A 25,696-nucleotide genomic window follows, 5' to 3' on the forward strand; every position below is an offset into this window, starting at 1 on the left:
GACATAAACTATTTACTCACATACTGGAATTCGTATTTAGGTTTATTCTAAAAGTTGTTCAACCGTTGATTAGTGTTAAAAAAATGAAAATCTTATCTTTTAGAGTTTACTGCAGCATATATGGTTATTCTATTGTAAACAAGGCCTTTAGCATAACAGCTTACATTTTGGAAAGGAGAAAAATGGATGGAATCTATTTGGCTCGAATACGTATGGGCATTATTGATTCTAATCGGGTTAGAAGGATTATTATCAGCTGATAATGCTCTTGTACTAGCAGTTATAGCCAAACATTTACCCGATGACCAGAAAAAAGAGCGATTAATTACGGAATTCTCATGGCATTTATTTTTCGATTTGGAGCTCTTTTTGCCATTTCATTTATTGCCAACGTCTGGTGGATACAGGCGATAGGAGCAGCTTACCTTCTGTATTTAGGTTTAAAGCATATCATTAAGGCACGGTTTGGGAAACACAATGAGAATATTCATAATGATGATGAAAAGGAGTCTGCTGGAAAAGGGTTCTGGCCGACGGTGGGCAAAATTGCGTTAGCCGACCTAGCTTTTGCCATTGATTCTATTTTAGCTGCGGTTGCTATAGCACTTGGACTTCCGGATTCACAGTTTGGAGAAATCGGTGGTATGGACGGAGGGCAGTTTGCAGTTGTAGTTCTTGGGGGGATTGCAGGTCTTATCTTAATCAAGTTTGCAGCGACCTGGTTTGTAAAACTCCTTGAAAAGCGACCTGCCTTGGAAACTACAGCATATGCCATTGTTGCCTGGGTAGGTGTGAAACTTGCTGTTATTACTTTTGCACATAAAGATATTGGTGTCTTAGATCCTCATTTTCCTCACAGCACCACTTGGACCCTGATTTTCTATGGAGTATTAGTTGGTATCGCGCTATTGGGTTGGTTTGCACCGGGTAATAAATCATCAGAAAATCCATCGGCCTAAAAGATAATCAAGGGCCATACGCACCCTAAATTATCAGTTATTCTTACTCTTTCCATCCAAGCGGAGCCTCATCTTTAACATTCAAAAGCATGTTTAGGTCCTATAGAAAAAGTGAGTTTTGTTGATTCAAGTGTAACTATCAAGTGCGTTAATCCAAGCCGGATTAACGCACTTTTTAATTGAAATGGTTGCGCAAACGAACTTGGTTATTTTATTTATTATTTTTGTTCCTTTTGCGATAATCAGTAAAATAGGAAATTAAGAAAATTCCAATAAAAAAACCAATGAAAAGACCGATAAGACTTTCTATTTGAACACTTTTTTCTCCAATTATTTGGTCGTAAATTACTCTGAATATAACACCAGCAAAAGAGAGAACAACAGCCTTGATAGTAATACGTAAAAAATTAATAAAATCACACATTTTCACAAAATATATTACCCAATTTTAAACGATTAAAAAGGTCTAGAAAGAAAGACTTGCGATTTAAGGTTCATTGAAGGGTTACATAAAAAGTTCTCTTTCGATATTTCTACAAAGGAAAAGAAGTCTATATTCTATTCTCTTAGAAGTAGATAATTTACCCTATTTTATACAATATTTAGATGATATTTTATAGTCTTTTATCCCATATCCGAATAAATTGGTTTTAATTGGCTGCTGAAGGATACACCTATTAGTAGAACGACATATTCTATGGGGATAGAGGAGGAGAAAATAGTGAAGGAAATTAAAGTAGCAGAAAATAGCGGTCAGGCAAATAAGTTTATTGAAGAGTTTTTTGTCAACGGGTTTAGTAAAAGTGAAATTTATTTATTGACCTATAATAAAGAGCGCTCGGAATATTTAACAAATACAACAAATACAAAAGAATATCGAGCTTCTGAACAAGGAGTTTTTGAATCTACAGTTAATAAGTTATTTTCTCGTGAAGATGAACTTCATTCTAAAATGGCCTCGTTAGGTTTAACCCAAGAAGAAGCTAAACAATGTGTCGGTGAAATGAAACAAGAACGTATAATCATTATCGCAAAGAAAGATATGTAATGGTTTTCTTATACAATAACCTTTGAAAGAACTAAGTGATAGAGAAAAATTAGTAAATCTTGCTAGTATGTTGCTTTATATATAATATTTGCTCTTCTGTACGAAGGGTTTATGAACCGGAAAAGATACTGAACGAAAAGTATATTACTAGAGTCGTTTACTAATCTCATATGGAGGTGAAAGGATAATGATTCAATTTTTTGGTATCCACATAGGGACGTTATACTTTCCTACAAGTATCCTTCTAATTACTTTATTAGTTTTAGTAGGTTTTATTATCTATTTTCTTAGTAGAAGAAAAAGAAATAGAGATCAAACGATTCAGTCAAATGAGAATAGGGTAAAGGGGAAAAGAGGAAAAGACAAAACTCTGTAAATAATCTAAAAGAAGAATTAATATATTTCGTCATCAAAAAGAATTCCCGTTTGAAGTGAAAGTAAATTATCCTAATCCTACAGTTCCCGATACAGCCTTACACCATGATTTAACCCGTGAGAAGGTATGATCTAAATACATGCAAAGAGGGCCCTTGAATTCATTTCCAAGGGCTGTTTTTATTTTTATTCTGTAAAGGACAGACGACCTTTTAATCTTCTATTTTCTTACTATTTCTTACTTATAAATTCAAAGGAAGCTTTATTGTCGTTTTTTAAGATTTTAAGCAAGCAATTGAACCCTTGATAAATTTGAAATAGTAGTCTAACCTTTATATTAAGGAGTGAAAATTATGAATCAAAACATTTCGGGTATTGATTATCAGGAAGTCATTGAATATGCGTTAGATCCACTCATTATTCATTCAAATCATAAGATTATATATGTTAACCACGCAGCTGAACATTTTTTTAGAGGAAAAAGGGAAGATATTATAGGTGCAAGTCCTTTAGATATATTTCAAGAAACATCTAAAGCAGCAATAAGGAAAAGAATCCAATCTGCTTATGAACGTCCAGCAGAGCTTATTGAGGAAACCATATTTAGAATGGACGGGACAACTGTTAATGTTGAATTATATTGTCATCCCTTGCTGCTGGGAGATAAAAAAGTAATCCAAACCTATGTGAGAGATATTACGGTAAAAAAAGAGAGTGAAACAAGACAAAAAGAAATAATAAAGCAAATAAATGAACTGTCTACAACCCTTGTTCCTCTTTTAGAGGGAATCGCTGTACTTCCCTTAGTAGGATCCATAGATGAGGAAAGAGCAAACCAACTTTTAATGGCTGTTCCAGTAAAAGTGCAGACGCAAAATATAAATTGTTTAATTATAGACTTTTCCGGTATTTATACATTGAATTCAATTGTAACGGAGCATCTTTTTAAAATTAATAGCGTTATGTCACTACTTGGAGTGCAATGTATCTTAACAGGATTAAGGCCAGAATTATCTCGCTCTGCTGTACAGCTAGGTATTAATTTAGATTCTACCCTGATAATGGCTACTGTAAAAAATGCACTTCATTTTTTAGGAATTACTTCTAGTAAATAACCTGTAAAATGAAAATAACTAAAGCAACTTTTACCTTTTTAAAGATACATATCATATGAATCTTTAGGTGGTGCTAAACCTTTCAGAGGAAGTTTCTAATTAAAGAAATAGTGGCATCGTCTTTACGGTTTCGTTCTGTTTTAAATATTTTTAAATGGTTTTTTTAAATTAGATTTGTATCTTGTATACATTAGAAAAACAAAAGAAACTCCTGAACATATACCAGGAGTTTCTTTTGTTTAAAATAACATATTGTGAAATCGCACGTTTGTTAAATAAAAGATAGAAGAATCATTGAATCGCTTTCTTCAGTTTAAGATCTTGTATAAAGCTTCAGAAGCGTTATCTATATCATAATCGTTATAATTTAAGGTTTTTTGATCCGTAAGTGTAGTGATTTGAAAAATCTTAGATGTTTTACAATACGACAGTTCCAGTACTTGAGGAATGGTATGAGTAATAGTACTATCCTCATATTGAATAAGAGTATAAAGCGTTTTTTTTATTTCAAGTATATTCATAAAAGTACCTCTTTCCATTATAAGGAAACTAAGGGTACAAAGAGACCATATAATTTTAATTTATGTTCTTTCTCTATTGTAACATATGAACGTATAGAAAAATACCTGCCGAGAACAGACAGTATGGTAACTGCAATTGTAAATTCTATGCACTTCTAATCCTGCTAGCTGATCAGTTAAAAAGGTGACTATCAACAGAACATGTTCTTCTTATAATAGAATTACCTTAAATAGATTTAGTAATAAAAAAGAGTAGATTATTAATCTACTTTATTGCTTTATAAACAACTGGTGAGGAAAGTTTAATCAATGTAGATGGCTGCCCAAAAGCCATAGATTCATCAATGAATGTTTCAAGAGATTGAACGGAATTAGTTAAAACTTTTACTAAGTAGTTGTATTGACCTGCCAAACGATGACATTCGATAACTTCAGGGTGTTCTTTGCAATATTCTACAAATTGCTTGCATTTTGTATTGCTGTATAAAATAAAAGCAGTTACAGGTTTGTTAAAATTTTCAGGATTAATTATTGCTCTATATCCATCTATTATATTTTTTTCTTCAAGTTTTTTTACTCTTTCATTAACAGCAGGGGTAGATAAACTAACCAGCTTTCCCAACTGTGTAACGGACAAACGAGCATTCTCTTGTAGATGTAGTAATATATTTTTATCAATTTCATCCATAAAACATACCCCGCTTTAAATTATAAATTAAAATAATAGGTTTTCCGTCAATATTAAAGTTATTACTTAGTAATACAATAAGAAACATATGTAAAAATAGAAATTTATAGAATACAATTTAATTATATCAAAAGGAGGGATTTAATGGCTTTAGAAATGAGAAATACATGCGAAAAGTGCAATAAGAAACTCCATAATAGCTCTGTTGCTTATATCTGTACACATGAATGTACATTTTGTGATAAATGTAGTGAAAACGCGATGTATATTTGTCCTAACTGTGGAGGAGAACTAGTTAAAAGACCAAGGGGGAAAGAACATTCGTTAAGTTGCTCACTGAGCTTGTCATAAATTTAAACGCAACACTGTATAGATAGTGCAGTCAAAACAGCTACGATCAATGGGGTGGGCATTCAACAGCGAGCCGTAACAGGTTTAAGTACGGAACAAATTATAAAGCATCATAGTGAAAGTTTACATGGTCATTACAATGTTGTACACTTTTCAATTGTCAGAAATGCAGAAGAAGACTTGTTTCGTCCGACACATTATTCTTATAGGTAACTAATTGCACGAAGACAAAGATTTTTAGAGTACTGAAAATCGAATTCAGTAATCGATTGATTTATAGATAAAACAAAAGGTAATAGCACATAACTAAAATAAAGCCCTAAAAGTGTCTAATCGACGCTTCTTAGGGCTTTATTTCTGCCAATCATTGTGTCTCAATCGTTTTTTATTAAGCAGGAAAGCCTCCTGTTGGCGGCGGCCATGCTCCATTTAACCTTCTCATAATGACAATTTCACCTAGATGATAGCTATTGTGAGAAGCAATATTGCGCAGTAATCCCCCTGGGGTTTCACTTGGCCAAGCCTCCAGAGGTTCTTCGATTGCTAATGTATCAGCTAAATGACAAGCTTCGTCAATTCCATCACAAAAATGCTCGATCGTCTTTTTCCATTCTTGCTCATCAGACGGAGCTGGATGGTCGGGCCAGCTTTCACTCACACTTTTCGGTCTTACGGGGTTTTCTCCTTTAGCAAGAGCAAGTAAAAAGTCTTGCCAATAGCTCATATGCTTTACTAATTGATAAATAGAATAAGGTAATTCCTCTGGTTTATGTGAAGCAAGTTCCATATTAATATCGGTTATTGCGTTAATCGTTGGAAGATGACCTCTTTCACCTCGCAGTGATTTGATAAGCGCATCACGAAATGCTGTATTCGTTTGTGTCATGTTTTTTCCGGCCTTTCTTTTTCAAAGTATTAAGCTTGTAACAGTCTAACACAAATCAGTTTAATATATGTACTTCTGTGATTAACGATTTACAATAACAAAGCCACTAAAATAAATAGTATCAATCACAATTTTTTGTTTGTAAGTCACCTTTAAATGACGAAATATGGTTTAATATAAAATATATAGAAATAAGTAGAAAAAGGTACCCTTTATGGAAAGTGAAAAAGATTATGTGATTTTGAGAAAAACGATAACAACTCTTTCTACAAGCTTTATTTTAGCTTACCTCTTGGCAATAACAGATCTAGTTCTACAGCTCACTGATGAAGAAGAACTGTCGTATCATATCGGAAACGACATGGCAGGATGGTTCCTTGTGTATCTTTTTTATATAGGTGCAATCATTGCTGTTTACGGGAATTTTGTCTCAGTTATACTGGACGCTATTCGAAAGAAATGTTTTCCCAACATGAGGTGGCTATTTGTCTTCTTTCACGGCATGTTAGGTTTAATTAACGGTTTGTTTTTTCAAGATACATATTTGGCTTATTACGGAATGGCAGCTGCTATGTTATATGCATGTATAGATTGGTGGGTAGAAAGAAGAATTGACAGGGAAAAAAGAACAAAAGTACTATTAATTATACCTTTTGTTCTTTTACTTCTCAGTTGGAGTATATTGGAAGTGATATCACCTAGTCTTCCGCCATTCACTAAAAAAGATGCCATAGAGTTTGCGACAAGTGGTGAAGGAACAGATATTGATTTATTTCCTGATACAGTTGGAACATGGAAAGGAACGTTTGAGGGATATCACGTTCAAAGAAGCACTCGTGCTAAAAAATTAAATAAAGAGTTATACCTTGTGACCTTTGAAGAAAACTGGACCAAAGGGAAACGAAAAGGACACTATGTAATGTCTTATAAAGTAGATCGCAGCAGTGTCTCAGGGTATGGCGGCAGTGGCACAACACCTCCTTATTATGAGAAGGTATTACAACAATAAAATAGTAAAAATTAAGTTTATAAATAAAGGAGCTTTGATCTATGTCTAAAATTTCTCTAGCAGAGGCTGTGAAATTGAAAAGTGTATTATCAAAACGAATACATGAATTAGAAGAAGAGATGAACCGAGTTGCATTGGTGCCCTTACTTATAAGTTAAGTAAGGGCCATATTTATCTTATTTTTATTAGAAAGCTTTCAGTATAATAACACCTGTAATAATAAGAGTAACCGAGATAATTTTTCTCTTGTTTTTTGATTCCTTAAATATATAAATTCCTAACAGCGTTGTACTAACAATCGTTAGCCCTGCCCATATAGCAAAAACGATTCCCATTTCAAAATAGTGTGTCGTTAGAGAAATAAAATAAATACAAGCAATGAAGAGTAGAAATGCGCCTATTGTGGGAACAGTTTGTCTAAAGCCTTTAGATAGTTTTACACACATTTGCCCTGCAATGCCTAAAACTAAGCCCATCGTTAAAAATACGTATCCCATTACGCTGTCAACCTTTCTTTAGAGCTCCCTTTAATGTTAAGAGAAACTGCACCGATTATAATAAGAGAAACTCCTAAAATTTTAGATAAAGAAATAGTTTCATCAAAAAAGATAATACCTGTGACAACAACAAGTACGGTTGCTCCTCCTGCATACAAAGCACTTGCTACTCCTACTTCACCTTTGGCGTTGAGTAGCATATAAGCAGCAATTGAAGAACAATAAAATAGTATGGCGAAAACAGTAGGAACAAAGTTTGTGAATCCATTTGTAAGATTAAGAAAAAATACTGCAATTACCTCCAAGATGATGGCAAGAAACAATAGTAAATAAAACAATCAGATTTCCTCCTTTCAGTCACCTCATTTTAAGAACTTTACGTAATTGCTACTAAATAATTGCAGTAGCACTCGGATGTCATTATTTTATCTAGAGCTTGATATCTTGTAAAATAATGATAAATGATTATAGATATCACTATTATTAATACCTAAATGAATGTAAGTGGAAAGGAGGATGTTTATGGAAGTAGAAGATATACGCATATTTATGGCTGTAGCAGAATACGGCAGTGTAAGCCTTGCCGCTGATAAGCTAGGTTATGTCCAACCAAATGTAACAGCACGTATTCGGTCTCTTGAACGAAAAATTGGACACCCATTGTTTCATCGTCACAGACGCGGAATGACATTAAATGTAGAAGGTCGAAAACTTTTAACGTATGGAGAACAAATGATGAGGCTGATGGATGAAATACAGAAAGCTTTTCAAGATGAGCGTAACCTTGTTGGATCATTATGTATTGGATTAGTTGAAACGGTAGTAGGGTTTCCTGAAATCATTTCTTCCTATCATAATAAGCACAAAAATGTAGATATTTCTCTTGTATCAGGAGTCAGTACACAATTAATAGAGAAAGTTCTTAAGTTTCAGTTAGACGGGGCATTTGTAGCAGAACCAGTAAATGTGTCAACGCTTGATCAAATTCCGGCTTTTGATGAAGAAATTGTACTTGTATGCAGTGCAAATGAAAAAGGTAAGAAGCAGAGTCAGTCTGCCAAAGAGTTACTGCACTTACCATTCATTTTATTTAATGAAGGCTGCCAATATAGAGAAAGACTACAGCAGTGGTTAAAAGACGAACAAATAGTATCACCAAAAATTATGGAATTTGCTACACTTGAAACGATTATGGGGACAGTAGTTTCTGGTCTTGGTGTGACACTTATAGCCCGGTCATTAGCGGAAAGATATGAGCGGGAAGGGTTAGTACAACTATTTTCAATACCTGAACCTTACAGAAACCTCAGGATTGTGTATGTTCGTCGCTCCGACTCCTATCTAGGAGTAACTGAGCGTGAATTTATAAAGACAATCAGCGAAGTAAGAGAAGGGGAAAATCAGCGAACGAATTGAATCGATTATAAAAGATATAAACGAACACACGATTGTAGAAAGAGTTGACTCGGACGAAGTAGGAGGGCTAAAGATCTTTTTATCTCAAGGTTATTTATTAGAGGTATTTCCGGATACGTCAGAAGACGATGAATATAGTGAGTTCTGGAGACTTTTCAACCGGAAGGAAGACAGCCCTCACTTTGTTGTCACAGGAAATGGTATTAAAAACGAGTAATCTTATAATTAAAGAAAAGAAAAAAGCACAAACCCGTTGGTACCAAACGTTTTTGTGCTTTTTTCTTATTTTATAATTGAGTTACATATAATCATAAGCGGAATCATCAAAATAGAGCCAGTGATAATATTCAACCTGCGGATCTGTCATCTTCGAAACTTCTTCTTCATTGAATTTTTGATACTCAACTAATTTCTGCACTTTAGAATTTCTTTCCACTTGGCTCATTTTAAATCCTCCTTATAGTTTGAGAAGTAACAATGTATTTAAATTTAGAAAGCGTTTTCTTTTGTTCTTGGTTTTATTATATATATCAATATGAGATTAAAACAATATCAATTATAGATGATTTTTCAAAAAACAATATAGAAATGGTATTATGGCATCCGATTGGGGCAACAAGGCTTCTGCAATCGAAATTAAATAATAGGTGATTCCCAATGGCAAGGCTAAAAATTTTTTGTTAGTATTGTTGCTTAATCCCTAAAAAACATTATGATAACTAGCTCTATAAACTAGAAATAAAGCTAGCTGTGTTAAGCTAGCTTTATATTTTTTATGCTGTTTTCCAGAGCTGAAAATTTTCAACTGTCGTTCACTTTGTTATAAAAACTCTTTAACATTTTCATCATGTTACGTCCTGAAGTTCTTGACATTTGATTATTATCTTCATCATCATGAGTACTCAGGTACCAACTTCCTTTGTTATCTTCATTTAATCTATATACCTTATTGGTTCTACTATCTGTATAAAAGTTTCCATCCTTCAGTCTCACACAATCCCCCCTCTACCAAGTGTCTATCCTGTATTATGCCCAAGATATCAATTTTATGAAAAATTTCATATACACAAAAACAGCAGGTTTCTTAATGCGCTTATTATTTTGTAAATAATCTACAGAGGTGCAAAAATGGTGAAAGTCCATTGAATTTATGTACTGCTAGTAAACCTTAAATTAGTTCTTATTATGATACATATATTTCCATTTTAAAATTTTATCTATTTTTCTGTATTTGCTATCTTCGGTTCTGTGTGTTACGCTTAGGTTAATTATTTTTGTTCGGTGTAGAATTGAGAGAAGAGAAATCTCTTCCATAGAAATTTTCATCTTAAGATAGTATGGTTGGACAAGGGTAGTAATACAAGTGTGGAGTATTCCACACCAGGAGGCACTATTATGGAACAAGGTACAGTAAAATGGTTTAATGCAGACAAAGGCTTCGGTTTTATCGAAATTGAAGGCGGAGACGATGTATTCGTACATTTCAGCTCTATTCAAGGTGAAGGCTTTAAATCATTAGAAGAAGGTCAAAAAGTAACGTTTGACATCGAACAAGGCCAACGTGGAGCACAAGCTGCTAACGTTCATAAAGTAGCATAATTAAAATGAGTAAAAAAGACTCCACCTAGGAGTCTTTTTTTTACTTTTGATTTCACTAGCTAGCAAAAGACATATTATATCTCATTTTAAAATCTCGTTATAATAGAAAAACCAGCGTTTTAAGTCTGGTTTCTGGGTCATACGAAGGGTACAAGGTATGAACTAGTTAACCATACACTAGAAATACAAAGCAAATATGGCATGTTTGTTTGGTAAGAAGTTTACTTTCAGTTAAAGAAGTGCCGTAAGTTTTTTATAGATTTATACAACAGACGGGCATAAATTATTTTTGATGGGGATTAGGAGACGCATCTAAAAGCCGTTCTCCTGTTCTCATTTTATGGCCACATAAAGGACACTTTTGATGATTTTGATAAGAGAAATTTTTTCTCATCCAACCATTACATTCTTCTGATTCACATTCCCAAATCTCTATTTGTTCTTTAGGTAAGGGCTCTTGATTTTTCTTCCTATGGTTATAATACATAACTACATCATCCCTCCTCCTGAATAGTATGCCTTTTAAAAAAGAAATAGTAAGAACCATATCTTTCTAAATTAAACCACACTTTATAGATCCTATAAAAATTTATAAATACGCGGAAGTGCGGATAAAATAAGGCATAAATTCGCCTTGTATAGATACGCTAAAATAAGATGTTCGTGAATAATAACACTGATTTCCAATACGCAGAAATGAATAAATAACACCTCTGGTTAAAGAGTACTTTTCTCATTTCTGAATTTAAGTAAGAGAAGGAGCACGAAAAAATGAAAAAATTTTCTGATTTTAATTTAAGCAAGGAAATTGAAAAGGCAGTTCATAACTTAGGCTTTGAAGAGGCGACGCCGATTCAGGCTGAAGCTATTCCGATAGCTATGACGGGTAAAGATCTAATTGGACAAGCTCAAACCGGTACTGGAAAGACAACAGCTTTTGGCATCCCTCTTATAGAGCGGGTTGAGCTTGGTGAAGAAGGGATTCAGGGAATAGTCTTAGCACCGACACGTGAACTGGCTATTCAAGTAGCAGAGGAGTTAAATCGAATTGGACAGGTAAAAGGAGTTAAAACGCTACCCATCTATGGAGGCCAGGATATTAACCGTCAGATCAAAGCCCTTAAAAACAGGCCGCATATTATCTCCGCAACCCCAGGACGCCTTAAGGACCATATGAAAAGAAGAACCATTCGTTTAAATCATATTCGTACAGCTGTTCTGGATGAAGCAGATGAGATGTTAAATATGGGCTTTATTGAAGATATCCAAACGATTCTTGGTGGCATCTCTTCGCCTCATCAAACCTTGCTATTTTCAGCAACCATGTCGAAGCAAGTACAAAGTCTAGCCCGGAAATTTATGAACGAACCTGAACTCGTAAAAGTAAAAGCGAAGGAGTTAACGGTAAAGAACATCGAACAGCAATATATGGAAATTCCAGAGAATCGAAAATTTGATGTTCTTTGTAATCTCGTAGACCTTCAATCACCAGACCTTGCTATTGTGTTTGGACGCACAAAAAAACGTGTGGATGAACTTGCTGAAGGGCTAAAAAAGCGTGGATATGCAGCAGAAGGCATTCATGGAGATCTTACGCAATCCAAACGTGCCGATGTAATTCGTCAATTCAAGAATCATACGATTGAGATTATGGTTGCAACCGACGTTGCAGCAAGAGGACTTGATATTACAGGTGTTAGCCATGTCTATAATTTTGATATTCCTCAGGACCCTGAAAGCTATGTTCATCGTATTGGCCGAACAGGACGGGCAGGTACTAAGGGATTGGCAGTTACCTTTATAACTCCAAGAGAACGTAATCACTTAAAAGTGATCGAAGATGTCACGAAAACCAAAATGTCTAGACAATCACCTCCTACTTCTAGTGAGGTAATGGCTGGGCATCAGGAAGCAATCATTCACCAGGTTTTGACCGCTATCGACAAAGGGGAGTTTGTGGAATATAAGCCAATGGCGGAAAAGTTATTAGAAGAAGTGGATTCTGTTTCTTTACTGTCAGCCACTTTAAAGCTCTTAACAAAAGAATCAAATATGACCTCTGTCCAATTGACTGAAGTGGCACCACTTCGTAATAAAAAGGCAAAAACAGAACGTAAGAGAAATAGAGGGAGAAAAGAAACAGTAGGCCGTAAAAAAACATATAGAAAATAATCCCTGATTATTTTTGATGCGAGAAAGGATAAGGGCTATGAGTGAGAAAATATTTAGTAATGGAGAAGTAGTAAATATAAGAGTATCGAATGAATTAGTGACAATCTTAAAAAGTCATTATGTAAAAAACATGAAAAGATACTCTTATACAGTCGACAAATACCCAAGTACCTTTTTCTTCGAAGAAGAGTTAAAAAAACATGAACTCTAATTATTGATGAATAAGTGTTGATATAAAAATCTTTTTAAGTAAAAACAGACTCTGAAAATAGAGTCTGTTTTTTATTATGGTTTCTTATGCTTTATTTACGTTTGTCGCTTGTGGTCCACGTTGTCCCTGTTCGATATCAAAAGTCACTTCTTGACCTTCATCCAAGGATTTAAAGCCTTCACCTTGAATAGCTGAGAAGTGAACAAATACATCTTCTCCACCTTCGCGCTCAATAAATCCAAAACCTTTGTCAGCATTAAACCATTTCACTTTACCATGTTCCATTTTTTGTTGCCTCCTAAAATGTAGAAAATAAACCAGATTATCATTAAATCTAGCTTATTTATTATATTATCCCAATAGAGACATCTTAAACTTAAATTAATTTGATCTTTTTAACTTTCTTTATCATCATTCATTCCATTAAAAGGTAATAAGAGCATGACTATATACCTCATAATGGAGTTCTCGTGTAAAAATTTCAAAATATTTATAAGTGATCTTCTAAACATGGAAATGATAGAAGTCGAGTATTAGCCACTGTTCACACAATCGTTTAGGGCATTGTATTCATAAATATGAGCCTAAATTAGATGAGAGAGCACGATGGAACCGGTCTTTCCTAAAGAAAATGAAGTTCACTCAAAAAATTTTTGAATAGTGGGGTAAAAATACATTCTATTAGATAGGAATCTATATACCTTTTTCATATAAATACAACCTTCGCACTAGAATCAGTAAACTTGTTTCCAAATAAAAAATGACGCCGTTTTAGGCGCCATTTTTTATAGAATAGAGAAGGACACACCCTATGCACGGGCGGTACTCTTAACACATCGTCTTGATTTGATAATACCCAGTGTTTAAATTTAATAAACCTTTGGTTATGATGCTTTATGCAGAATATCTACGTGTACCTTTTTAGTGAACATAAGGTTTCTTAGAGTCATCCAGCAAAAGAGCCCTTACAGATGCAGTGTTTTATGAAGAAATTTCAAATAATACTGGATATTATTAAAATTATTTATTAAATTTCTTTGGAAACTGCTTCACAACTCCCTCAGATATAGTATCTGCCATTAAGATAATACGTGAGACTCCTTCATCAATTGCAACGATTCTTGTCTCCCAATCTTTTTCTAAGCTTGCAGATAAATCATCTGTCACTAATTTTAGATGCATATACAGTAATTTTTTCAAATCTTCATTTTTTAAATAAGGGTTGGCCTGGCTAAGGAACGCTGCTATATCATCAGCATTTCTATATCATTCTTTGTTTAACTGATTCACCAAGGCTTTCTTTCCCGTTTTAGCCGCATCTACAATCTTGCCAGCAATCACAATATGTTCCTTGAGCAAATCCGTAAGTCTATTCCCAGCTTCCTCTCAGTATATCGGCTTCACAGCATTCCCGATATCTTCTTGATTTTTTAATAACCTTGTCAACACCTGTTTTTGGTCTTCTGACCCTGCTGTTGTTGCACTTGTAATATAATTGCTTGTCCACAGTACATGATCCATCCAAAGTCTTCTGAATTCATTTTCAAACTTTACCTGAGATTGACTAACACGATGTTCTTGTGTTTCAGCACGAGCACTACTTGGTTCAACCAGCATGTTTAGCGAAAATAACAACATAAATCCCATCAATAATAATCTTTTCATAAAAACGGCTCCTTCCAATTTAAACGAGTATGCGTCTTATTATTTGTATATGGGATTTTTTACATTTCTCAAAATGTTACTTTCTAATAGTAATTTTTTATAGGGTATCTCCACACTTTCAATCAGCCAACATAGAGGAAGGGTTAGAGAGGATACCTTTCTGTAAGGTTATAGCAGAAAAAATGAAGCCTTTTTTGTTCACTAACAAAGAAACAGTCATTGAGGTCTAATTTCCTTCCAAGTTTTTTGACCCATTCAATTATTTATACATTCTCTAAAAAATGTATTTAACATAAGAACCTAATGGCAACACTATAAACAATAGTTAGTGAATAGGATCTTTTTGCATATATTTGGGGTTTTTGCGAGTTGAAACTCAAAAAATGAGATAAAGATTAATGATCTATTCCTTTCACATAAGCTTGTCAGAATACTATCTAGAGAGAGGTCGAACAATATGAAAGTGACGGATACACTTGTTCAATGTTTAGAAAATGAGGGAGTTGAATATATTTTCGGAATACCCGGTAAAGAGACCTTGGATTTTATTGATTCTTTATCCAACTCTAAACAGATTCAATTCGTGAATGTGAGGCATGAGCAAGGAGCTGCTTTTATGGCAGATGTATACGGAAGGTTAACAAACAAAGTAGGGGTATGCTTATCAACATTAGGCCCTGGAGCTACTAATTTATTGACAGGTATATCTAGCGCAAAGCTAGACCATTCCCCTGTTGTTGCTTTAACAGGACAGGCTGCTTTGGGAAGGCAGCATAAAGATTCGCATCAGTATATGGACATTATCAAAATGGTGGAACCGGCAACGAAGTGGGGTGTTCAGATAAAAGATGCACAAACGCTTCCTGAGATTATTCGAAAAGCATTTAAAATTGCACAAATGGAAAAGCCAGGACCCGTAGTAGTAGAATTGCCAGAAGACTTAGCAACTCAAATTGTTCCCATTAAAACTATTTTACCTACATCTATACCCGTAAGCATACCTATATTGGAGTCCATTCATGCTGCCAATACTCTTATTAAGCAGTATAAGAAACCTTTTGTTATTATCGGTAACGGCGCTGTTAGACAGGGAGCCGTGGATGAGCTTCAACCATTTATTGAACGCCTTCAATCACCTGTTACCCATAGTTATATGGCTAAAGGTGTATTGTCTAAAGATCATCCACAAAATTTCTTTACGTTTGGATTTAATGAAAAAGATGAAGTGCTCGCAGGCTTAAAGGAAGCTGATCTACTTATTGTAATTGGGTTTGATTTTGTCGAAAGATTACCCAAAGAATGGAACACGGAAAAAACACCAATTTTGCATATAGATACTTTACCCGCAGAAGTAGATGAATATTACCCTATAGAGGTCGAATTGGTTGGAGATATAAAGCAAACTTTACGAGTATTCAATCAGCTTGATATTCCTTCTAAACCATGGATTCCCTCTGATAATCTCCAGGAACAAATTAAGCAATCTTATCACATTGAAGAAAAAAAGATAGATAGCAATTTGCTGCCTTTGACAATCGAGAATATCTTGCATATTATTGACAAGCTCTCTTCAGAGAAAACAATTGTGATTTCAGATGTGGGAGCTCATAAAGTATCTATAGCCCGAACTTATCAACCTAAAAACCCTAACAGGCTCATTATATCAAATGGTCTAGCTTCCATAGGTATTGCTCTACCAGGCTCAATTGGAGCTAAACTAGCCTGCCCTAATGATCCAGCTATTTGTATTACTGGAGATGGAGGAGCTTTAATGAATTTTGCTGAAATAGAGACGGCAAAGCGCTTAGGGCTTTCATTCATCATTATTGTTTTAAACGACTCTACATTAAAAATAGAGCAGGAAATGATGAACAAAAAGTTTGGTAAGAGCTATGGAGTAACTTTTACAAACCCAGATTTTGTTCAACTGGCAAAAAGCTTTGGAATTAAAGGGGAACAGGCAAATAGTTTAGTTGAATTTGAAAATATAATGAAAAGAGCCTTACAAGGTTTAGATGAGATTGTCCTAATTGACGTTCTTCTAAAAAGCTGATTGGGATTTCTCCATTATTTTAACGAGTTATCTCTGTTAAGGGATTAATTTGTAGATTCACTAGGAAATAAAGGTTTTTAATTTTTTAAAATAAGCTAAGCTGAGTTCAACCCAAATCCAACTATAAAGGAAAGTAAATACAAAAATTAAACCAGTAGTAGAAAGAGAAAAATTTTTAGAAATCACGGGACCTAGTACTGGGAATTTGAAACCGTACAATAGGGTAATAATCCCAACAGTTAATAGGGTGGCCCCACTTATAATAATGTACAATCTCTTTTTAAAAAAGTAAAAAGCGGCTCCTATGCCCATTCCCAATATTCCTGTGGTAAAAGGAAAAATAATAAGTTCACTTGGCTGGGTAATGAGAAGAAGCAGATTCGTTAGTATATAGGTAATAAATCCTAAAGGGAGCGAAAGTGTAAAACAAAAAAGAATGGGTGCAGTAGATAATGGACTAATAAAAATTCCTATTCCTGGTAAGAAACCTCCTGCTGATTGAAAAAAGGCTGCTAAGCTGGCGAAAAGAGCGCCTGATACAAGCTGCTTAGTTTTAGATAGTCTATTAAAAAAAAGTTGCGCAAATTTTACTTCATTTGAAAGAGACTTTAAAAAGTACATGAATTTCACCTCCGTTAACTGTTTTTACATTATAAGGGGTTAAAGAGAGATTTAGATCATTGTCCGATATATCAACTCTTACATGTAATATATAAAGAAATTAAGAGGGGGGACTAATAAGTCGCATTTACTTTTACAGGAATAGGTCATATCCGTTAAGATAAATTTCTTTATCTTTCTAAAGGTATGTACTGTAGCCCATAAAATGAATCTTTTATGGGCTTTATTGATTAAAGGCTTTTTTATTTTCTAGAAAGTTCATTTGTTCATTCCTATAAAATAGCTGGTGAAAAAATTAAGCTATAATTTTTAGGAGAAAATCAATACCCAGTCGAATTTTATAAATATAAGTCATGGAACAATTTCAAAAACAGTACCTTGATTAAAGTCAGACACTTTCATAGAGCCATAAACTCCTAAATAAAGCCTGGTTTGATCCAGGTTCGTTCCCAAACTAACGTAGTAAGCTGATTGGGAACCAAAATTATAATCAATTTCCACAACACTAAAATCATTTAGCTTACAATCTGTACCTGCTCTGGTATAAGCTAAAACTCCTCTAACTGGGGATTGAGATTCTTTGACCTGTGCAATATCTGTAAACATAACGCTTCCTGTTAAGCTAGGGATTTTATTCCCCATATATGGCTGAACTCCTGTAAGGGAGGTCCCTCCAAATTTATTGGGTCGGGGATCTTTGTGAAAATAACTAGTTAAAGGCTGAAGACGTTTCACTGAAGTTTTTACCGCTTCATTGTAATAAGCAATTATTTTCTCATCCAAGGCCGGATTTTCAGAACATCTTTTTATAAACGAAGTTGGAAAATCTCCTTCCCATCCCCGCCAGCCAAGGTTAATAAATCCTTTTTGGCTCGTTTTAGCTCTCATTAAAGAAGCTTGAACAAGTTGAGAAACAGGTATTGGCTTATAATGAACGAATGAAAAAATCGACTCTACCACGTCTTGTCCAACATTTCCTACATATTTGATGTACTGATTATAAAATCTTTGAAATGAAATGCCCGTTATATTGCGAACTCCTTTGGCAATGAGCGTAAGAGTTTCCTGAATAGGTGAGGGGAGTTCACTAAAACGTGTGACTGCGGGTGGATTATGGATGAATATATTCTTACCTACATCAATTTCAATTATTTTCCCGTAAATTTCCATATCATCCTGACTTAAGTTAAAGGGGTCATAGCCTGATCCACCATCTCCGATTGTTAAGATAAGTTTTCCAGTTTCAGGTGAAAAGTTTAAGCTGTTGACACCATTATGATTAAAAAATGGTCTTCTTAAGTTAAGTAACGTCCGTCTTTTTTGAGGCTGAGCATTTGGTTGGAAAACCCATTCTTCCACTGTATCAATATGATCATATTTAGTTTCTCTATTTATCCACCTTAAGTTTGAAGTTTTAGGATCACACGGGTTAGGCCTATAATGTTCGGAAAGTGCACCTGGGCCTTGTGTTCCAGCTACTGAGTAATGAAGATAAAACAGACCGTTATAATAAAATTCTGGATGAAACGCTAGCCCTAGCAATCCTCGTTCATCATATCCTCCGCGAGAAACACCTGGTTCAGACGTACCTAATTTTATGATTCGTGAGCGAATATCTAAAAAAGTCTGTATAGCTTCGTCTCTTATGTAAAAGATCTCTCCTACTTGAGTTGCAATAAATAAGCTTTCAAATGAGTCACCAGGAAGTATAGCTGTTTTCAAAACGGTAGGTAAATTTATCTTACTAACAATAGGCCGTAAACTAACCTTAGCTTTTATCAACTAACTTGACACTCCTTTTTATTGTTTTCTCTTATAAGAATATGATTGTAACTGTTCTATTAGTATCAATACTATTTTATAAAGTTAGGCAATTTAATGGCGAGACCTAATCGAGAAGCTTCTTTCATAAAACCTACCCACCCTTGATTACACCTGCTATTTACTTCTCTTAGCACTCACGATTCTCTCAACGTTTATAACTATTTGTACTTTCCAGAAATTGAAATTAAGGAAAAATAATACTTCATTCACAAAAAAATATTGATATTATTTTATGAATTGGAAAAGAATATGGCTTATGAAAGGAGTGAATGCAAATGTCTATGAAAAACTGGTTAATGGGATTAGTCGTTTTGTTTGCGATGGTTATCAGTGTGATGACTTCAGGATCACTCGGTGTTTTGGCCGAATTCGACATGGTAAGACAAAAAACCATGGAGGTTCAGTTGAACGATGATTACTTTAATCCAGAAACCATCACTATCCCGAGTGGAAAAACGACAACATTGATATTAAAAAATGAAGGTCAGAAAGAGCATACCTTCACAGTAGAAAAGCTCGGAATTGACGCTGAAGTCCAGCCTGGAAAAGAAAAAACCATTACTGTAAAACCACAAAACCCTGGTACATATGAACTGATATGTAGGTATCATTTTAATAGTGGAATGGTGGGGAAAGTGATAGTCAAATAACAAGCAGGGCCAATCGGTCTCTGCTTTTTGAAGTGAATATAACATACTTTCTTAATTAACATAATGGATTTTAAAGGTATAAATAAATCGTTCACAATTTCAAAAAAGTAATAAATATTTATTTCAAATATATACTAAATGAAGAAAAAGCACAGGAAAGTATAGAATAAAAACAGCATTTATATCCAGGTTATTAAAAAATGTATCCTTAATGAGCAATGAGCATTGTTTAATTAAAAGGAGGAATTTTATATGGGCGATAATCAATCAAATAATTTAGAACAGGTATCAGAGAACAATACAGATGAAACCAAATTAGATGATCTTGAGAAAGAGTTTGTAACAAAGCCTGCTAAGTCTTCTGCTCCTTATCTGCATAAATATTATACTGGAGACACTTCTATGGTTTCTAATGCTGTGCCACGAAACGATAAAGAATAAAAGTTTCTTATATATTAATATATAAGAGAAACTTTAGAGCGCTTAAGCTTAAGCTTAAGCTTAAGCTTAAGCTTAAGCTCTGTATTTTTTCAGAACCAAAATACATCTCATAAAAAACAGTTATGTTTCATTTATTATTTTAAATTTAAAGTAATCGCTTTCATTTTTTACTTTCTCGAAATCATTTGATAGGTTATAATAAATATCTACAAAAATATTAAATGATATGTAAGTAACAAGCAATTACACCCTTAATATTAAAAAAAGAAAAACTCCCTTAACGCACTAGGGAAGTTTTTCTTTTTTAATATCCAATATCTTCTATTCAAACTCGTCAAAAAAGAAGTGTGCACTATTTTGAAGCCCGTTAACTATTCTACTTAATATATGAGTAGGCTACGAAATATTTATATACTTGTAAATGGGGGATTTACCATATAAGAACATTAATACTTAATTGGAAGGAGAATGAAAAATGAACAATAATACTGAAACCGTTGAAAATAAAGTAGAGGATAAACTAAATGAAATGAGTCAAGAGAAGAAAGACAACATCCTTTCTAGTTTTAACAAATTTAAAAGTTACTTAGGAGATAAAGTCACAAAAGGTGAGAAACTAGGGTTAAATGATAATCAATTAGCTCTAGCAGCTAAAAAAATAGCTGATTATCTCGCAACGCATGAGGAGCCACAAAATGAAGAGCAATACTTGTTACATGAGTTATGGAAAGTTGGAAATGAGGAAGAACAACATCATCTTGCTCATATGCTTGTTAAATTAGTTAAAGAATAATCTAAATCACTTATAGATTGCTATTTGCCATTATTTATTAGGGATTCAAGTGTATTCAATTAACGTAGCAAAGAGCCACTTGCGTAAAGCAATTGGCTCTTTATATTCGTTATGTGTTAGGTAATATCTTTGCAGAAGTAAGAATAAGCGGAGATTGAAATATGGTATCTGCAACCCCTTTTATTGACAACTTATTAAAAATGTATAACTAAAGAAAAGAAATAAAGATCGGTTATTTTCTTCCCTCTTTATTCATTTTCTTTAGAATCTTCCTGGTAATGTTCATTTAAGTATAGGTTCTCTGTCGTAGCAAAATTAACAGATTGAAGGCTAGTTTCAGGATCCATTCCATAATAGCCTTTTAGTTCCGCATTTTCTAGCTCGCCACTTCTGAATTGTGGTTCTTTTTTCTCTTTCATGCTGCACCTCTTTTTTCTTATAAATAAAGCTTAGAGAAATATGGTATCAGTTATTCGGTTCTATTTGGAGATGGAAGAAAAGAATGTGAAAATTCCACATTCTTCCTTTATGGCTTTTTATTTTTCTTCTAAATCAAGGACTGGAACCATACGGTCTTCATCATGTGTTCCTCTCGCATGAACGGTAGCCATACTTGATGTTTCATCTACACTTTTAATCCAAATAGGAACTCCGTGGTAATGAACATCAATTTCCTTGGGTGAAGAAAGAATTTGCTTAGCTCGATTTATTTCCATATTATCACCTCATTTTTTAGTATGTCCCTGCGATGCATCAATTAAAAGATAAAGCTATATTTCCCCAACAATAATTTGACTACATGCTATAACTCATTCCCTCAAAAATGAATCTACCCTCTAAACTAACAAAACATCCATTAATAGGAGGTTTGCAGTTGTCAATAAAAGAACCAATATATTTATTCCGAAAATCTTCATATTTTCTCCTCATTTAAGTCAAAGTAAATATATTATTTGTCAAAACAAGGTTTTCAACAACAAACCTGTATAAACAAAGTGGGTGATAAAAGGAATTTTAACCCAATATAATATGTTAAAAGAGGATATAATACATAAGCCATAATTGAGAATATCTAAAGCAGACAATTTAAAGATTTACACCTTTTTATACAAACAAACGCAAATAAAAAAGCAGTAAATTCCAAAAAAAGTAGGAAATATCTATTTATACAAAGAAGATATAGCATTAATTCTATATATTAAGCAATAATTAAGTTTATATCATACATATAAATAAGGATTAGCTTATTTTATTAGAAAGTTACTTTCACAGATGGGATAACAATATTGAAAATAAAGTTTTTAATATTACATTGACAAGAATGCGAATCCTGCTTACAATTGAAAACGATTATCAACATCAAGTAGGAGGAGACACCGTTATGTCTAAGGGTAAAATTAGTCTGAAAATTAAGTTAACTTTTATGTTTATTTTAATTTTGTCGACATTATTAGTTGGTTGTTCAAAAGCTAATAATGAGGAATCAATATCGAAAGGCAATCATGATAACATGCTTACGATTGCTTGGCCGAGAGATGTAGGAGAAATGAATCCACATGTCTACAATCCTTCACAATTATTTGCTCAATCTATGGTATATGAACCGTTAGTAAGCTATCAAGCCGGCGGTAAGATAAAACCAAATCTAGCTAAGTCATGGGAAATCTCTGAGGATGGTAAAGTATACACGTTTCATTTGCGTGAAGGTGTAAAATTTTCCGATGGAACAGATTTTAATGCGGAAATTGTTAAAAAGAATTTTGACACTATTTTGAATAATAAAGAATTACATAGTTGGTTGGGTTTCATTACAAAAATAGCTCAAACAGAAGTAGTGGATAAAAATACTTTTAAATTAACATTGACTGAACCATATTACCCAACAATTCAAGAGCTAGCTGTAGTTCGACCAGTTCGTTTCTTGGGTGAAGCTGGTTTTCCTAAAGATGGTGATACTTCAAAAGGTATCGTTAAACCGGTAGGTACAGGGCCATGGATTTTAGAAAAGTATAAAGCAGACGAATATGCTATTTATAAACGAAATGAAAATTATTGGGGAGAGATTCCAAAAGTAGAAAAAATCAAAGTGAAAGTTATTCCAGATGCGGAAACGAGAGTACTCGCATTTGAAAAAGGTGATTTGGACATGATTTATGGAGAAGGAGTTGTCAGTCTAGACACGTTTAAGCAATTAAAGTCTACTGGAAAATATGAAACTAGGGTTTCTGAACCAATTGCCACAAGACAGCTTGTTATGAATACAAAAACAGAACAGCTTTCAGATGAACGTGTAAGACAAGCCCTGCATTATGGTTTTAATAAAGAAGCGTTGGTTAAAGGAGTGACTTCAGGTTTAGAAGAAAAAGCAGACCATATCTTACCTACAAATTTACCTTACACGAAAGATGTTGATGTGAAGTTGGTAAAGTATAATGTAGAAAAAGCAAAGGCACTATTAGAGAAAGCAGGATGGAAACTCCCTAAAGGAAAAACAGTTCGTGAAAAAGATGGAAAGTTACTTGAAATTGACCTAATGTATGATTCAGCAGAATCAATTCAAAAAGCAATGGCCGAAACTCTTCAATCTGAATGGGCCGCAATTGGTGTGAAATTAAACATTGAGGGAGTTGAACTACCAGACCAAGTTCAAAGATTTAAAGATAATAAATTTGATATTAATTTCTATAGTAATTTTGGTGCTCCTTATGATCCTCATACATTTTTAAACATTGTCTCATCAAAAGGATATGGGTTTAATGAAGCTATTTCAGCATATCCAAATAAAGATGAATTAATTAAACAAATGGCGAAGGTTCCTCAAACAACAGATGAAAAAGAGCGCCAACAGCTCTATTCGTCTATTTTAAAGTCAATACAAGACCAAGGAGCTATTATTCCTATTTCGTATATGAAGAAAACAGCCATTTATCAAAAGAATGTAACGAATTTTAATTTCCCTGCTAATCGTGACGAGAATCCATTCACAGGAATTAGCATCAAACAGTAACTAGCAGGAGGTTTTCATGGGCAATTATATACTGAAACGAATTATGTCCATCATTCCAGTTTTTCTTTTGGCCACACTTCTCACGACTGGAATGGTTCACCTTTCATCGGTGGATCCAGCTGAAGCTTATTTAACAGCAGCCCATATCCAGCCGACTGATGAGATTTTAGCTCAAAAAAGACATGAGTTTGGTTTAGATCAACCATTCTTTATTCAATATGCAAACTCTATTATGAAGATATGCCAACTTGATTTTGGCATATCTTATGTTTCGAATAAGCCGGTTTGGGATGAGGTTATATATCGAATACCAGCGACCATCCAACTAGCTATAGCAAGTATATTAATAGCCGTGTTCGTCAGCGTCCCTCTTGGATTTCTGGCGGGAGTAAAGAAGGGTAGCGCTATTGATCATTTTAGTCGTTTACTTTCCTTTTTTGGTGCATCTATTCCAAGTTTTTGGCTGGGCTATATATTGGTCTTTTTCTTTTCTGTTAAGCTTAACCTTTTTCCAGTTGAAGGGATTGGGACATGGCAGCATCTTGTACTGCCTTCCATTACGCTAGCTCTTCCTTTAATAGCGATGTATACAAGATTATTACGTGCCAGTGTTCTTGAAAACTTGCAGCAACCATATGTGCTATTTGCTCGAACTAGAGGACTTAAAGAAAAAACGATTATGACAAAACATGTGCTGAGAATTGCTATTTCTCCAATGATAACTGGGCTTGGAATGAATCTTGGGAAATTACTTACGGGCACAATTATCGTTGAATCGGTTTTTTCTTGGCCTGGATTTGGACGTTATTTCATTGAAGCTATTTTTAATCGTGATATACCTGTTATACAATGCTATGTACTAATAGCGGCTAGTTTATTTATTTTGAGTAACTTAATTGTAGATATAGTTCAAATGTATATCGACCCACGTATTTCCAGGAAAGAAGGGCAACATCGATGATAACAAGTATACGTACGATATTTAAAAATGAAAAAGTAATTCCCATATGTTCAACGATATTAGGTATTCTTTTTATCATCGCCATTTTGGCCCCTTGGATTACACCAAATGATCCCATTGCCGTCAATTTAGCTTATAAATTGCAGCCTCCAAGCTGGAATTTTCCATTAGGAACCGATCATTTAGGAAGATGTAACTTGTCACGTATTTTATATGGAGCACGCATCTCATTAGGTTTTGCTATACTTATTTTCATTTCATCATTAGCCATTGGTTTAATTATTGGAACTTTTTCAGGTTATAAAGGTGGCTGGGTCGATCATGTTTTAATGAGATTTTGCGATGCTGTTATGGCTTTTCCAAGCCTTATTCTTGTATTAGGATTGGTTGGTATATTTGGTCCTGGACTGTCACAAGTAATCTTAGCGCTGATGCTTGTACAATGGGTTTATTACGCGAGAATGTTCCGAGGAATGGCCCTTAGTTTGAAAGAGCAGAACTTTATCCCTGCTGCGAAGATCAGTGGTTCTTCTCAATGGAAGATCATTAAAAATCATATTATCCCCAATGTGTTACCCCCGCTTGTCGTAATGGGTACATTGGAAATGGGCTGGGCAATCATGGATATATCTGCTATGTCTTTTCTGGGATTAGGCGTTCAGTCTCCTACACCTGAATGGGGAGCAATGATTCACGAAGGAAAATCATATATTCGGACGAATCTGGAACTGATGCTTTATCCAGGTTTGTCTATTATGCTTGTTATTGTTACATTCAATCTATTAGGCGAAGCATTATCAGAGCGTTACGGTGTCAAACGTCGATTTTAAAAAG

The 25,696-nt window shown here is 34.2% G+C and carries 26 protein-coding genes and 3 pseudogenes; 17 read left to right on the top strand and 12 right to left on the bottom strand.

All coding sequences use genetic code 11. The features are described from left to right. Positions 1–186 precede the first annotated feature (186 nt). From Q5794_RS08780 to Q5794_RS08790, 3 genes and pseudogenes are all read left to right on the top strand, one after another. Positions 187–959, top strand: a pseudogene (locus Q5794_RS08780) (TerC family protein). A gap of 721 nt (positions 960–1,680) precedes the next feature. Further along, positions 1,681–2,007: a general stress protein gene (locus Q5794_RS08785; RefSeq protein ID WP_192997473.1), complete on the top strand. Its 327-nt coding sequence runs from the start codon at positions 1,681–1,683 to the stop codon at positions 2,005–2,007. A gap of 728 nt (positions 2,008–2,735) precedes the next feature. After that, positions 2,736–3,497: a PAS domain S-box protein gene (locus Q5794_RS08790; protein WP_374988980.1), complete on the top strand. Its 762-nt coding sequence runs from the start codon at positions 2,736–2,738 to the stop codon at positions 3,495–3,497. A gap of 786 nt (positions 3,498–4,283) precedes the next feature. On the opposite strand, the gene Q5794_RS08795 is transcribed toward Q5794_RS08790, so the two are convergent. Further along, positions 4,284–4,706, bottom strand: coding sequence for an Lrp/AsnC family transcriptional regulator (locus tag Q5794_RS08795; protein ID WP_192997471.1), 423 nt, complete (start codon positions 4,704–4,706; stop codon positions 4,284–4,286). Positions 4,707–4,850: 144 nt separating this feature from the next. On the opposite strand from Q5794_RS08795, the gene Q5794_RS08800 reads away from it, so the two are divergent. Both Q5794_RS08800 and Q5794_RS08805 read left to right on the top strand, forming a co-directional pair. Further along, on the top strand, positions 4,851–5,057 hold the full coding sequence (locus Q5794_RS08800) for a DUF1272 domain-containing protein (protein WP_081085204.1): 207 nt from the start codon (positions 4,851–4,853) through the stop codon (positions 5,055–5,057). A gap of 6 nt (positions 5,058–5,063) precedes the next feature. Next, a pseudogene (locus tag Q5794_RS08805) lies at positions 5,064–5,270 on the top strand (cysteine hydrolase); the annotation flags it as partial. A gap of 175 nt (positions 5,271–5,445) precedes the next feature. On the opposite strand, the gene Q5794_RS08810 reads toward Q5794_RS08805, so the two are convergent. Beyond that, positions 5,446–5,943 (bottom strand): DinB family protein, encoded by a 498-nt coding sequence (locus tag Q5794_RS08810; protein WP_374988981.1) that lies wholly within the window; start codon positions 5,941–5,943, stop codon positions 5,446–5,448. 214 nt (positions 5,944–6,157) lie between these two features. On the opposite strand from Q5794_RS08810, the gene Q5794_RS08815 reads away from it, so the two are divergent. Next, positions 6,158–6,952: a hypothetical protein gene (locus tag Q5794_RS08815; RefSeq protein ID WP_374988982.1), complete on the top strand. Its 795-nt coding sequence runs from the start codon at positions 6,158–6,160 to the stop codon at positions 6,950–6,952. 185 nt (positions 6,953–7,137) lie between these two features. Here Q5794_RS08815 and Q5794_RS08820 read toward each other — a convergent pair whose 3' ends face one another. Then, on the bottom strand, positions 7,138–7,449 hold the full coding sequence (locus Q5794_RS08820; RefSeq protein ID WP_047932960.1) for a multidrug efflux SMR transporter: 312 nt from the start codon (positions 7,447–7,449) through the stop codon (positions 7,138–7,140). Beyond that, a complete protein-coding gene (locus Q5794_RS08825; RefSeq protein ID WP_374988983.1) occupies positions 7,449–7,787 on the bottom strand; it encodes a DMT family transporter in 339 nt (112 codons plus the stop codon). Before Q5794_RS08825 ends, Q5794_RS08820 begins: the two co-directional genes overlap by 1 nt. A gap of 184 nt (positions 7,788–7,971) precedes the next feature. On the opposite strand from Q5794_RS08825, the gene Q5794_RS08830 reads away from it, so the two are divergent. Further along, positions 7,972–8,865, top strand: coding sequence for a LysR family transcriptional regulator (locus Q5794_RS08830; RefSeq protein WP_374988984.1), 894 nt, complete (start codon positions 7,972–7,974; stop codon positions 8,863–8,865). A 298-nt stretch (positions 8,866–9,163) separates the two neighbouring features. Here Q5794_RS08830 and Q5794_RS08835 read toward each other — a convergent pair whose 3' ends face one another. Further along, on the bottom strand, positions 9,164–9,310 hold the full coding sequence (locus tag Q5794_RS08835) for a BH0509 family protein (RefSeq protein WP_013056404.1): 147 nt from the start codon (positions 9,308–9,310) through the stop codon (positions 9,164–9,166). Between the two features lie 950 nt (positions 9,311–10,260). Here Q5794_RS08835 and Q5794_RS08840 point away from each other — a divergent pair. Next, positions 10,261–10,464, top strand: a complete 204-nt coding sequence (locus Q5794_RS08840; protein ID WP_013056405.1) for a cold-shock protein — start codon at positions 10,261–10,263, stop codon at positions 10,462–10,464. 283 nt (positions 10,465–10,747) lie between these two features. Here the strand turns inward: Q5794_RS08840 and Q5794_RS08845 are convergent, their stop codons facing one another. Continuing rightward, positions 10,748–10,951 (bottom strand): cold-shock protein, encoded by a 204-nt coding sequence (locus Q5794_RS08845; protein WP_025749139.1) that lies wholly within the window; start codon positions 10,949–10,951, stop codon positions 10,748–10,750. 284 nt (positions 10,952–11,235) lie between these two features. On the opposite strand from Q5794_RS08845, the gene Q5794_RS08850 reads away from it, so the two are divergent. Continuing rightward, positions 11,236–12,636, top strand: a complete 1,401-nt coding sequence (locus tag Q5794_RS08850) for a DEAD/DEAH box helicase (protein WP_374988985.1) — start codon at positions 11,236–11,238, stop codon at positions 12,634–12,636. A gap of 37 nt (positions 12,637–12,673) precedes the next feature. Further along, complete coding sequence (locus Q5794_RS08855) at positions 12,674–12,847, top strand: hypothetical protein (protein ID WP_214987631.1); 174 nt, start codon at positions 12,674–12,676, stop codon at positions 12,845–12,847. An 84-nt stretch (positions 12,848–12,931) separates the two neighbouring features. Here the strand turns inward: Q5794_RS08855 and Q5794_RS08860 are convergent, their stop codons facing one another. Continuing rightward, on the bottom strand, positions 12,932–13,132 hold the full coding sequence (locus Q5794_RS08860) for a cold-shock protein (protein ID WP_013056409.1): 201 nt from the start codon (positions 13,130–13,132) through the stop codon (positions 12,932–12,934). 735 nt (positions 13,133–13,867) lie between these two features. Then, positions 13,868–14,512 (bottom strand): annotated as a pseudogene (locus Q5794_RS08865) (glycosyltransferase). Between the two features lie 457 nt (positions 14,513–14,969). On the opposite strand from Q5794_RS08865, the gene Q5794_RS08870 reads away from it, so the two are divergent. Further along, positions 14,970–16,565: an acetolactate synthase large subunit gene (locus tag Q5794_RS08870; RefSeq protein ID WP_214987632.1), complete on the top strand. Its 1,596-nt coding sequence runs from the start codon at positions 14,970–14,972 to the stop codon at positions 16,563–16,565. A gap of 60 nt (positions 16,566–16,625) precedes the next feature. On the opposite strand, the gene Q5794_RS08875 is transcribed toward Q5794_RS08870, so the two are convergent. Continuing rightward, positions 16,626–17,186, bottom strand: a complete 561-nt coding sequence (locus tag Q5794_RS08875; RefSeq protein WP_214987633.1) for a hypothetical protein — start codon at positions 17,184–17,186, stop codon at positions 16,626–16,628. A 351-nt stretch (positions 17,187–17,537) separates the two neighbouring features. After that, positions 17,538–18,968 carry a sorbosone dehydrogenase family protein gene (locus tag Q5794_RS08880; protein ID WP_214987634.1) on the bottom strand — a complete coding sequence of 477 codons (1,431 nt, stop codon included), beginning with the start codon at positions 18,966–18,968 and terminating at the stop codon, positions 17,538–17,540. A gap of 317 nt (positions 18,969–19,285) precedes the next feature. Between Q5794_RS08880 and Q5794_RS08885 the strand changes: the two genes are divergently transcribed. The 3 genes from Q5794_RS08885 to Q5794_RS08895 all read left to right on the top strand — a co-directional run bounded on the left by Q5794_RS08885 (position 19,286) and on the right by Q5794_RS08895 (position 20,894). Further along, positions 19,286–19,660: a cupredoxin domain-containing protein gene (locus tag Q5794_RS08885; RefSeq protein WP_214987635.1), complete on the top strand. Its 375-nt coding sequence runs from the start codon at positions 19,286–19,288 to the stop codon at positions 19,658–19,660. A 252-nt stretch (positions 19,661–19,912) separates the two neighbouring features. Further along, positions 19,913–20,101: a hypothetical protein gene (locus tag Q5794_RS08890; RefSeq protein ID WP_374988986.1), complete on the top strand. Its 189-nt coding sequence runs from the start codon at positions 19,913–19,915 to the stop codon at positions 20,099–20,101. A gap of 475 nt (positions 20,102–20,576) precedes the next feature. Next, on the top strand, positions 20,577–20,894 hold the full coding sequence (locus tag Q5794_RS08895; protein WP_214987638.1) for a DUF3243 domain-containing protein: 318 nt from the start codon (positions 20,577–20,579) through the stop codon (positions 20,892–20,894). A 248-nt stretch (positions 20,895–21,142) separates the two neighbouring features. On the opposite strand, the gene Q5794_RS08900 is transcribed toward Q5794_RS08895, so the two are convergent. Then, positions 21,143–21,313 carry a hypothetical protein gene (locus Q5794_RS08900; RefSeq protein ID WP_013056419.1) on the bottom strand — a complete coding sequence of 57 codons (171 nt, stop codon included), beginning with the start codon at positions 21,311–21,313 and terminating at the stop codon, positions 21,143–21,145. A 117-nt stretch (positions 21,314–21,430) separates the two neighbouring features. Next, the gene (locus tag Q5794_RS08905; protein WP_013056420.1) at positions 21,431–21,610 is read right to left on the bottom strand and encodes an H-type small acid-soluble spore protein; all 180 of its coding nucleotides are present in this window, start codon (positions 21,608–21,610) and stop codon (positions 21,431–21,433) included. Positions 21,611–22,275: 665 nt separating this feature from the next. On the opposite strand from Q5794_RS08905, the gene nikA reads away from it, so the two are divergent. From nikA to nikC, 3 genes are read left to right on the top strand one after another with little or no spacing between them, the layout of a single operon-like run. Further along, a complete protein-coding gene (nikA, locus tag Q5794_RS08910; protein ID WP_214987639.1) occupies positions 22,276–23,901 on the top strand; it encodes a nickel ABC transporter substrate-binding protein in 1,626 nt (541 codons plus the stop codon). Between the two features lie 16 nt (positions 23,902–23,917). Further along, the gene (nikB, locus tag Q5794_RS08915; protein ID WP_043981821.1) at positions 23,918–24,862 is read left to right on the top strand and encodes a nickel ABC transporter permease subunit NikB; all 945 of its coding nucleotides are present in this window, start codon (positions 23,918–23,920) and stop codon (positions 24,860–24,862) included. Then, a complete protein-coding gene (gene nikC, locus Q5794_RS08920; protein ID WP_374988987.1) occupies positions 24,859–25,692 on the top strand; it encodes a nickel ABC transporter permease subunit NikC in 834 nt (277 codons plus the stop codon). The genes nikB and nikC overlap by 4 nt, the downstream gene beginning before the upstream one ends. Positions 25,693–25,696 lie beyond the last annotated feature (4 nt).

The organism is Priestia megaterium (assembly GCF_041941685.1).
GTDB classification, from domain to species: domain Bacteria; phylum Bacillota; class Bacilli; order Bacillales; family Bacillaceae_H; genus Priestia; species Priestia megaterium_C.

Bases quoted from the DNA above. Each gene is read 5' to 3' on its own strand.
- Q5794_RS08895 (WP_214987638.1), top strand. From the start codon at position 20,577: ATGAACAATAATACTGAAACCGTTGAAAATAAAGTAGAGGATAAACTA.
- nikA (WP_214987639.1), top strand. From the start codon at position 22,276: ATGTCTAAGGGTAAAATTAGTCTGAAAATTAAGTTAACTTTTATGTTT.
- Q5794_RS08790 (WP_374988980.1), top strand. From the start codon at position 2,736: ATGAATCAAAACATTTCGGGTATTGATTATCAGGAAGTCATTGAATAT.
- nikC (WP_374988987.1), top strand. From the start codon at position 24,859: ATGATAACAAGTATACGTACGATATTTAAAAATGAAAAAGTAATTCCC.
- Q5794_RS08855 (WP_214987631.1), top strand. From the start codon at position 12,674: ATGAGTGAGAAAATATTTAGTAATGGAGAAGTAGTAAATATAAGAGTA.
- Q5794_RS08820 (WP_047932960.1), bottom strand. From the start codon at position 7,449: ATGGGATACGTATTTTTAACGATGGGCTTAGTTTTAGGCATTGCAGGG.
- nikB (WP_043981821.1), top strand. From the start codon at position 23,918: ATGGGCAATTATATACTGAAACGAATTATGTCCATCATTCCAGTTTTT.
- Q5794_RS08845 (WP_025749139.1), bottom strand. From the start codon at position 10,951: ATGTATTATAACCATAGGAAGAAAAATCAAGAGCCCTTACCTAAAGAA.
- Q5794_RS08860 (WP_013056409.1), bottom strand. From the start codon at position 13,132: ATGGAACATGGTAAAGTGAAATGGTTTAATGCTGACAAAGGTTTTGGA.
- Q5794_RS08795 (WP_192997471.1), bottom strand. From the start codon at position 4,706: ATGGATGAAATTGATAAAAATATATTACTACATCTACAAGAGAATGCT.
- Q5794_RS08890 (WP_374988986.1), top strand. From the start codon at position 19,913: ATGGGCGATAATCAATCAAATAATTTAGAACAGGTATCAGAGAACAAT.
- Q5794_RS08810 (WP_374988981.1), bottom strand. From the start codon at position 5,943: ATGACACAAACGAATACAGCATTTCGTGATGCGCTTATCAAATCACTG.
- Q5794_RS08900 (WP_013056419.1), bottom strand. From the start codon at position 21,313: ATGAAAGAGAAAAAAGAACCACAATTCAGAAGTGGCGAGCTAGAAAAT.
- Q5794_RS08875 (WP_214987633.1), bottom strand. From the start codon at position 17,186: ATGTACTTTTTAAAGTCTCTTTCAAATGAAGTAAAATTTGCGCAACTT.
- Q5794_RS08905 (WP_013056420.1), bottom strand. From the start codon at position 21,610: ATGGAAATAAATCGAGCTAAGCAAATTCTTTCTTCACCCAAGGAAATT.
- Q5794_RS08885 (WP_214987635.1), top strand. From the start codon at position 19,286: ATGTCTATGAAAAACTGGTTAATGGGATTAGTCGTTTTGTTTGCGATG.
- Q5794_RS08815 (WP_374988982.1), top strand. From the start codon at position 6,158: ATGGAAAGTGAAAAAGATTATGTGATTTTGAGAAAAACGATAACAACT.
- Q5794_RS08835 (WP_013056404.1), bottom strand. From the start codon at position 9,310: ATGAGCCAAGTGGAAAGAAATTCTAAAGTGCAGAAATTAGTTGAGTAT.
- Q5794_RS08830 (WP_374988984.1), top strand. From the start codon at position 7,972: ATGGAAGTAGAAGATATACGCATATTTATGGCTGTAGCAGAATACGGC.
- Q5794_RS08870 (WP_214987632.1), top strand. From the start codon at position 14,970: ATGAAAGTGACGGATACACTTGTTCAATGTTTAGAAAATGAGGGAGTT.
- Q5794_RS08840 (WP_013056405.1), top strand. From the start codon at position 10,261: ATGGAACAAGGTACAGTAAAATGGTTTAATGCAGACAAAGGCTTCGGT.
- Q5794_RS08800 (WP_081085204.1), top strand. From the start codon at position 4,851: ATGGCTTTAGAAATGAGAAATACATGCGAAAAGTGCAATAAGAAACTC.
- Q5794_RS08850 (WP_374988985.1), top strand. From the start codon at position 11,236: ATGAAAAAATTTTCTGATTTTAATTTAAGCAAGGAAATTGAAAAGGCA.